Here is a 4,702-nt window from a genome sequence, read left to right as displayed (position 1 = left end):
CCGGGCTGATTTCCTTGTTCAGGGCCAGTTGCGACAGGCCGATGATCGCATTCATCGGCGTGCGGATTTCATGAGACATGTTGGCGAGAAAATCACTTTTTACATGATTCGCCGATTCGGCCAGCGTTTTCGCTTGCTGCAACTCCTCTTCAATCTGTTTTTGGCGGGTAACATCGCGCGCTGCGGCGAATATGCCCTCTACTTCATTATCTTCATTGTAATAAACGGAAAAGTTATAGACGACTTCGGTCAATTGCCCGGAAACATGACGTATAGTCAGCGGGTAATCGGTCAATTGCCCGACGGAGAAAACTTGCCGATAGCCTTGCCGAGCGCTAAGCGGATCGGTGAAATAGTCGGCAAAGTCGCTGCCGATAAGCCGTTCGCGGGAAATACCGGTTACGCGCTCGGAGGCCTGGTTAACGTCGGTGATTTTGCCTTGTGCGCTAATCGTTGCCAAAGGGTCCAAACTGGCTTCTATCAGGCTTCTGGCATAGTTCGATGTTTGCCGCGCGGTAGCCTCGGCTTGAATCAACGCAAGCGTGCGCTCGTTAACTTTGTCTTCCAGGCCCAAATAAAACTGGTGCAAGCGCTTGATTAAATGGTTCAGCGCTAACGCCAGCCGCCCGATTTCATCCTCGCTTTGAACAACCATTAAATGGTCGGCCAAGTCATCGGCGCGCGTTATCGCATTGGCATCGTTAACCAGTGTCAGTAATCCGGAGGTTACGTGACGGGCTATACCGCGCGCTAACCAAATAGCCGCCAGCAGCAATATGACCGCCAGCACAGTGTACCAACGTATCATTGTATATAACGGCGCCAAGACTTGGTCCCGCAATTGTGCAACTGTGATTTTGAATGCTAAACGGTCGAGAGGGGGCGCTAAAGCCAAACCTTCATCCAACTCGATCAGGCTTTCTTTATTTAACGGCTCGCTCGTTACATTATTGTCTTGAAAATTAAGGCTAAATCGCACCTTCAACTGTTTGCCGATAGCTTGGACCAATTGTTCCAAATGCACCCGGTAAACGAGAGCACCTTCTGTTGTGCCGGTGACGGGAAATATGATCGGATGAGCTACGACCAATACATTATCCGGGCTGATTGCCGCAACCGGAATATGTTCAGTAAGAACGCGGGCAATCAGTGACTTGTCGTGGTCCTCATGTTTTAGGGAAGGATTTGTGGACAGTAAGGTCTGGCCGCGAAAATCAATCAATAGCAAATCCGTATATGGTTGTTTTGCCAACCGCTGTTCCATAAAAAAAGGTTCCAGATAAGTTTCTCGCCCGACCGAATCAACCAAGGCATTAGCCAGCAACGGATTATTTGCCAACTGTTGCAACATAAGGATCGAATCGCCGAGCAAGTGCTGAAACTCCAGCGAGGTACGCTGCAAATCCGTGCGCAATTGCGCTTTGATTTGTTGCTGGAAAAGCCGATGCACCACCAGAAAAGAACCGCCGCCGACGATCAAGCTGAAGATCAGTATCGAAAATAAAGCATAAACCATAATCCGGTTAGCCAGGCTATGGCGAAACCAATATCGCAATCTGCGCATTTTGCAACCTTACCAATAAACGCTACTGGCGCCGTTGACCGACTGCCGGCACGGGTTCGATAGCACCGTCCGCCGCATACCTGGCCATAAAGACATCTTTTAAATCTAACGCATCATGGCGAGCGGCGGTAAAGGGCGGCCGATAAGTTTTAATTAAGCCGGCATAGCTCTTAATGTGTTCCAACGCGTCGCGGATTTTTGCCCTATCCAGAACGCCGGCCTGGTTAATCGCTTTCGCTAAAATATGCGTTAATTCGTAAGCATGGGCGATACCGACCGGCGACGGTAACTGACGCACATCGGCAACGTTATATAAACGCTTGGCCGCCTCCGCTACGCGTTGAGCCGCGACATCCTTTTTGCCGAGGAAGCTGTAAGTTTGCACAACAGACAAATCGACCTCTTGCAAGCGGCTGCCGGCCATATTGAAAAAGTCGCCGCCGGTAATTCCCCAATGAATGATGATAGGTAAACGCTGCGATGATGGAAGGCTGGCTTCGGCGTGTATCAGCTTAACGGCATCGTCGGCATTGCCGACCATAATAATCGCCTGAGCGCCGGCCTGATAAAGCGCCATATATTTTTCCAACAAGGATTCATCCGACCAGTTATACCAATGCGTGGCGACAATCCGGTATTCCGGGTGCTGCTGCCGGTAAGTTTCCGCGGCCTTTTGGTTGCTGCGTCCCCAACTGGTATTCAACAACAATAAACCGATGTCGTGGGCGTTTTTAATGCCGGCGTAGGGAATCATTGCCTGCATTGCCCAACTATCGCGTAGCGAAAGACGGAATACATAATTCGGTTGATAGTTATTGTCGACGATGCCGTCAGCAGCCGCCCAAGGGTCCAGCATAGGTATCCGTCGCTGGTGGATTGTCGCCAACGAATCCAGTACGGTCGGACTGAAACGGCCGCAAAATACCGCCGCTACATCGGGATTGGCCGCCAATTCTTCAATATTGGCCACACTGCGCGCAGGTACGGAATGATTGGCATATTTTAATAATTCCAGCGGACGGCCTTTTAATACGCCGCCGGCTTTATTGATTTCGTCGATAGCGATCAAAATGCCGCTTTCAATGGCTTCCGCCGAGGTGCTGCCTTTGTAGCCGAATTCAGCGTCCAGCCCCAGGTAGACCGGTTGCGGCTGCGCCAGCGCGATTCCGCAGCAAAACAGGCTTATCGATAAAATTAAGTTATACCCAAAGGGCATAAGTTTCGTATGAGCGGACATGCCGCTCAACTCAGCTTTATACCCAAAGGGCATAAGTTTCGTATGAGCGGACGCGCCGCTCAACTCAGCTTTAGCTAATTTACGCATCGTATAAACTCTCAAAACTTCCAAACCAACAAGGCTTGCGGCAAACTTTCATGCAATCCTTTAACACCATATTTATTGTTCCAATACTGATATTCGATTCCGGCAAAAAGGCGATTGCTGACGCCGAAAAAGTCGCCCACATCCAAGCGTATTTGCGGCTGTGCCAAGACATTGCCGGCATAGCGAGGACCTTTAGGACCGATAAAATCGGCAAAACCTTCCAAGCTCCAATGCGTGCCGAACAGCGTGAAAGGAAGTTTCCAGCACGGGGTAATTTGCCAGGAGCTTCCTAAAGAAACCGGTTCCAGAATATCATGCCGCAAGACGTCGACGGTGAACATCTTAAAACCCGGTACGTTAAAATCGACTGTAAAACCATACAAGATCACACGGGTGCCGCTAAAATCGCTGTCCAGATTTTCGCCGGCATTGACCCCGGCGGTGACGTTCAAGTCCTTGAATAAACCATAAGACAAGTTTTTTCCCGTCATCTTGCTCAAACTTAAATAGCTGTAAAATTCGCCGTACAGGTTCACTTGCGAAGGCTCGCCATGATCCGAAATCAACGTATCCATGAAAAAGAAGTTACGTCCCAGCGCCCAGCCGTCGACATGGCTTAAGGTGATAATCGAGCGGCTGATGTCGTTGGCGTTCTTGGGCATTCGATAACCGTCGCCATGCAAATATTGAATCTCGGTAGCGCTCCAATCGAACAGTTCCGCTTGTGCGTTGATAGGCCAAATAAAGAGAGATTGGACTAAAGCGTAGTAAAGTAAAGGCTTCGACACATTTTTCCGGTTCTGATTTATTGGACGGCTGTGGTGCATATTTTTCATTTCTTTCTGCTGTTTTATTGTTGTCGCGGCAGCGATACAGCGGCTCCCACAAAAATGCAAAGACTCATGCTTTTTACTGATCGCTTACATCGTCTTGTATCTCCTGAATATCCGGTAGTTCGGCAAGTTGGCGCAAAGTCCGGCGGGCTTGGTCGTAGTGAAGGTCGCTAATCTGCCGGCGCAAACGGGCAAACAGCTCCAATTGCTCGATGGACAGGTGCGGCTTGAGCGTGCCCAGCAACGCATCGGGAATAAAGTCGTTGTCTTGCAGCCGCTGGTCCAACCCGGCGGCTGCAAGGTTCAGCGCGTCGCGGTCGCCGCCGTTGTCCGGCAGCACCTCTTCCGGCCTGGACAAGGCGGCGAGCGCCGCTAAAGTCTGCTCGGCAACCGCCCGGAAGTGCTCAAGACTCAAGGCCACCCCTCCTTGTTTCAACTCCGCTTCCAGGGCTTCGGAAGCGGCATGAAGCGCCATCGCGCCGATCGTGCCGGCCGCGCCTTTGAGTTTGTGCACCCGCTCTTGGGCCGCAGCCCAGTCTTTGACCGCAATCAAGGCTTCGATTTCCTCCGGCAAGCCCCGGCAGTTGTCGCTGAACGTCAACAGCAAGCGGATCGCCAGTTCCTGATTGTGGCCGATCATCTCCAACAGGTTGCGCAAATCGAAACCCGGCAGTTCCGCCATCGTCAACTGTTCGGCGCGGGGCGCGGGGCCGGCTGGTTCAGGGCTTGCCGGTAGCGACGGCTGGATCCATTTGACCAGCGTCCACATCAGTTTTTTCGGGTTGATCGGCTTGGCGATGAAGTCGTTCATGCCGGCAGCAAAGCAGCGCTCGCGTTCCTCTTTNGATCTGCTTGGTCGCTTCAAAGCCGTCCATGGCCGGCATATGCACGTCCATCAACACCGCATCGAAAGCCTCCCGCTCCAATAGCGCGAGCACATCCAGGCCGTTCTCGGCGATCTCGACCTGGATGCCGGCCAAA

General features: G+C 51.8%; 5 protein-coding genes. All 5 read right to left on the bottom strand.

Annotation, left to right across the window (positions count from 1 at the left end; genetic code table 11):
- Positions 1–1,564, bottom strand: a 1,564-nt coding sequence (locus tag EKO24_RS22730; RefSeq protein WP_143733132.1) for a PAS domain S-box protein, incomplete at its 3' end; no start/stop codon positions are given.
- A gap of 22 nt (positions 1,565–1,586) precedes the next feature.
- Positions 1,587–2,888, bottom strand: coding sequence for an ABC transporter substrate-binding protein (locus EKO24_RS00645; protein WP_206667182.1), 1,302 nt, complete (start codon positions 2,886–2,888; stop codon positions 1,587–1,589).
- Between the two features lie 11 nt (positions 2,889–2,899).
- On the bottom strand, positions 2,900–3,724 hold the full coding sequence (locus tag EKO24_RS00640; RefSeq protein WP_241674342.1) for an outer membrane protein OmpK: 825 nt from the start codon (positions 3,722–3,724) through the stop codon (positions 2,900–2,902).
- Positions 3,725–3,797: 73 nt separating this feature from the next.
- On the bottom strand, positions 3,798–4,532 hold the full coding sequence (locus tag EKO24_RS00635; RefSeq protein WP_143733131.1) for an Hpt domain-containing protein: 735 nt from the start codon (positions 4,530–4,532) through the stop codon (positions 3,798–3,800).
- Positions 4,441–4,659, bottom strand: a complete 219-nt coding sequence (locus EKO24_RS00630) for a response regulator (RefSeq protein WP_479680433.1) — start codon at positions 4,657–4,659, stop codon at positions 4,441–4,443. The genes EKO24_RS00635 and EKO24_RS00630 overlap by 92 nt, the downstream gene beginning before the upstream one ends.
- Positions 4,660–4,702 lie beyond the last annotated feature (43 nt).

This window comes from Candidatus Methylobacter oryzae (assembly GCF_003994235.2).
Lineage (GTDB): Bacteria > Pseudomonadota > Gammaproteobacteria > Methylococcales > Methylomonadaceae > Methylobacter_A > Methylobacter_A oryzae.
The sequence above is the reverse complement of the archived record's forward strand: the minus strand, read 5'-3'. Positions and strand labels throughout refer to the sequence as shown.